This window comes from Croceicoccus gelatinilyticus (assembly GCF_018398395.1).
Lineage (GTDB): Bacteria > Pseudomonadota > Alphaproteobacteria > Sphingomonadales > Sphingomonadaceae > Croceicoccus > Croceicoccus gelatinilyticus.
Genome location: NZ_JAHCBF010000031.1, coordinates 1 through 3,875, shown reverse-complemented (window position 1 = coordinate 3,875; position 3,875 = coordinate 1). Strand labels below are relative to the sequence as shown.

At 62.1% G+C, this 3,875-nt stretch carries 2 protein-coding genes and 2 pseudogenes; 2 read left to right on the top strand and 2 right to left on the bottom strand.

Going from position 1 to position 3,875, the window contains the following annotated elements; translation table 11 throughout:
• Together KIH45_RS18925 and KIH45_RS19505 are read left to right on the top strand one after the other, a co-directional pair.
• Positions 1–118 (top strand): annotated as a pseudogene (locus tag KIH45_RS18925) (IS6 family transposase); the annotation flags it as partial.
• 95 nt (positions 119–213) lie between these two features.
• Positions 214–822: a helix-turn-helix transcriptional regulator gene (locus KIH45_RS19505; protein WP_213177506.1), complete on the top strand. Its 609-nt coding sequence runs from the start codon at positions 214–216 to the stop codon at positions 820–822.
• Between the two features lie 235 nt (positions 823–1,057).
• Here the strand turns inward: KIH45_RS19505 and KIH45_RS18915 are convergent, their stop codons facing one another.
• Together KIH45_RS18915 and KIH45_RS18910 are read right to left on the bottom strand one after the other, a co-directional pair.
• On the bottom strand, positions 1,058–3,457 hold the full coding sequence (locus KIH45_RS18915) for a TonB-dependent receptor (protein WP_213177505.1): 2,400 nt from the start codon (positions 3,455–3,457) through the stop codon (positions 1,058–1,060).
• Positions 3,458–3,757: 300 nt separating this feature from the next.
• Positions 3,758–3,875, bottom strand: a pseudogene (locus KIH45_RS18910) (IS6 family transposase); the annotation flags it as partial.

Sequence of the window (3,875 nt, the reverse complement as noted above, 5' to 3'; positions counted from 1 at the left end):
CCTGCAGCCCGGCATCAGGGGCGAGGTGCGCCTTGTGGAGAGAGCTTTTGGCATTGGGCCCTCGGCGCTGACGGAGGTCATGGGCATGCTCAACCACCATTTCGCAGCAGCCGCATGATGGGCGCAGAGCGACAGCCTACCTCTGACTGCCGCCAATCTTTGCAACAGAGCCTCTGGAGCCAGGATTGCCGATACATTACTCTGGACGACATCGTGCTTGAGAACGAGCGCACTGCGGCGGCGATGGCGGGCATCGCGCTGCTGACCGCGGCGGGCGAGCACAAGGCTGCCGGCGACTTGATCGAGCAGGAAACTGCGACAGCCAGGCGTGCAGGCCGTCGCGGTGCGATCATCGACCTGCATCTGGCGCAATGCGGGCTGCACATGACCAGCGGCGACGAGCGGCAGGCGACGCGCGCGCTGTCGCGAGCGCTGAACCATGCCGCGACCTGTGGCTCGGCACGGCCGTTTTACGAACAGCGCCTGCTCGTCACTAACGTGCTGCGCCATTCGCGGGTGAAGGACTTGGCGCTGGCCAGCGACGATGCGCGGGCCATGTACGACAAGGTGGTAGCGCTAGTCGGCGCGCAAGAACTGCCGGCGACAGGCGCGGCCATTCACTTGTCCGACCCGCTCACCCGCCGCGAACTGGAGCTGCTGCGGATGCTCGATGCGGGGCTCGACAATGCGCAGATGTCGGGATCGACCGGCATCTCGGTGCGCACCGTCAAATGGCACCTGCACAATCTCTACGCCAAGATGGGCGTGAAGAACCGCACCTCCGCCTTGGCGCGCGCGCGGAGCCTGCAACTGCTTCAATGATGAGGTTGGCGGATCAGGCAAACACGGACCGGCATGATGTCCGCCCTGATTGGCAGGCCATGCCTACCGCGCTGATAGCCAGACTCCGTTCTGCTCAGGAACGTGCGTCAAATCTCAAAAAGAATGCCTGCCGACTGCTAGGCAATCGGCAGGCCAGTGGGGTGGAAGCCGTGTGCGTCTCCAATGCGGAGTCCGCGAATTTTCGAAAGTAATCGCTCCGCCCGCTCGTGGTCGATCAGTAGCGGAAGCCGAGCGTCACGCCGTAAGTGCTCGGCATGCCTGCGATCGCCGTGATGGAGTCGATCGATCGCGAGACGTTGTTCAGGTAGTACTTGTTCGTGATGTTGCGGCCGAAGACCTCCGCACGCCAGCGGCCGTCCTGCAGCTCGATACCGCCACGCAGATCGACAAGCGCATAGCCGGGGATCTCGAACTGCGGCTCACGACCGAACAGCGCGTAGCTGTCCGAACGGTAGCTGACCGAGCCCCCGACGAACACTTCGGTGCCGACGCTGACTTCGCGGCGATACTCGATATCGCCGTTCAGCTGCCACTTGGGTGCGTTCGGAAGCTGCTCACCCTTGATGTCGACGGGACGCGACAGAGGCGTCGCGGTGACGAACGAGCGATCGACCTTGGCATCGACGTAAGTGCCCGAAGCCGTGACGCGCAGCCCTTCGAGCGGACGCGTCTCGATCGACAGTTCAGCGCCCTTGATGCTCGACTTGGGCACGTTCACCGAAGCGGGCAGGTTGCCGAAGGGGAACACGTCGACGAAGCCGGTGATCTGCTTGTTGCGATAGTCGTAGTAGAATGCCGCACCGGTGATCTGGGCAAGGCGGCTCAGGTTGGTCTTGAAACCGGCCTCGTACGCCAGCACCGATTCCTGCTGCACGCGGGTGATCTGCGAAGTGCGGATGAACGGCGCCGGCGTGAACGAGCCGCCCTTGAAGCCCTTGGTAACGTTGGCGTAGATCAGACTGGTCGAGCTCGGCTTGTAGCTGATGCCGCCGCGCCAGGACGTGTTGGTCTCGTCCAGGTCGGAATTGACGATATCGACCGGTCGAAAGTCGTCACCGAGAGTGACGCACGCGCCCGGCGCGATCGTGGTCGGCACGCCATTGAAGCCGGGCAGCTGGCTACGCAGCGCGGTCGAGAGGATGCCGAACGCGCTCGCCGCGTCTCCGGTGCCCTGGTCCGCGGTACAGCCCACGAAGTCGTTCTTCTGGTCCGTGTAGCGGACCGAGCCCTGGATGGTCAGTTCGGGCGTGATCTCGTACTCCGCGCTGCCAAAGGCGGCCTTGGTCTTGATCAACTGGTCGTTCTGCTGGCGCAGGCCGAAGAACGAACCGCCCGGGATCGGAGCCAGAACGGTGTTGGTGGCACTGCCGGGCTGGAACAGCGTCTCGTTAAGATTAGCGCGCTGGTAGTTTCCACCGACCATCAGGCGCAGCTTGTCGATCGTGGCAGCGACGCGCAGTTCCTGGTTGAAGATCTTGAAGTTCTGCATGCTGCGCGTCGCGATGTTGCGCACGGCCGAACCGTCGTTGTCAGTCGGGATCAAGCCCTTAAAGTCAATGTACGAAGACAGCGAGGTCAGGGTGACGTCCGAACTCAGGTCAATGTCGCCGCGCAGCGAGATCTGCTGGAAGCGATTGTCACGCTTCAGGCTGAAACCTGGATCCCAGTCGCCGGCGCGGTTGTTGTTCGGCGCGATCGGCGACGCGGAAAGCGCTGCCTCAAGCGGCGGGTTGGCGCCGGGGAACTGCGGTGCAAACCCCTTGAACTGCTGGATGGGAGAATCCGAGTTGTCGAGCCAGCCGTTAGCATTCAGCTCGAAGCGTACGGTGTCGGTGGGCTTCCAGTCCAGGATAACGCGGCCGGCAAAGTAGCTGCGCTGCCCAGCGGTGTCGTCGCGGGTGATGCTGTACTGATAATCCCCGCGATCCTCGGCTTGCGCCGCGATTCGGATGCCCAGCGTGCTGGTGATCGGGAAGCTGGCGAAACCCGAAAGTTTCTTCTCATTGAAACGGCCGTAAGTGGCGTTAAGGCCAGCCGAAAATTCATCAGTCGGCTTGGCAGCGATGTAGTTGACCGCACCGCCGGTCGAGTTCTGGCCAAACAGCGTACCCTGCGGGCCCTTGAGCACCTCGACCCGCTCCACGTCAAGCAAAGCGCCGTTGGTGAGAATGGAAAGCGGGAGCGGGATCTGGTCGACGTAGACGCTGACGGCGGGGCTCGAAGCGCTCGAGAAGTCGAAGAAGCTGATGCCGCGAATACCAAAGACGGGCGTACCGTATTGGCTTTCCTGGAAAGTAAAGCCGGGGGCAATCTTACCCAGATCGGCAGTACTGGTGATACCTGCACTCGCGAGTTGCTGACCCGAAGCTGCGGTGATCGACAACGGCACGTCGAGCAGACGCTGGTCGCGCTTCTGCGCCGTAACGATGATCTCTCCGTCTGCGACGGTGGCCTGGCGCGATGACGCCTGCGCCTCAGGCACGGGATTCACCGCGTTGTCGACCGGCGTGGCCACTTGAGCGTCGCCCGACACCTCTTGCGCGGCCACGGGCACAGACAGCGCCAGCGAGATCGCGGACACCGTGAACATCATCGAATTGTGCTTCGTCAGCATCATACCTCTCCTGCCAAGTTATTAGTCGACTACTTGTTGCAGTCGCTTCGATTGCCGAGTGGTACCATCTCACAACTATCGCAAACTTCGTCTGGTTCCGTGCTTGCTCAAGGGACAATCAGTCTTGAGCGCAAATCACTACCTAGCGACATCGGCGATGCTGTCAGCAAAGTACCTCTTCAGTCTTGCTGACCGATGTGGTCTAATACAGCTGATGGTGTCAAGAGGGTTTGGATCAAGGCAGAGGGCTCTGTTGCAAAGATTGGCGGCAGTCAGAGGTAGGCTGTCGCTCTGCGCCGATCAGGCGGCTGCTGCGAAATGGTGGTTGAGCATGCCCATGGCCTCCGTCAGCGCCGAGGGCCCAATGCCAAAAGCTCTCTCCACAAGGCGCACCTCGCCCCTGATGCCGGGCTGCAGG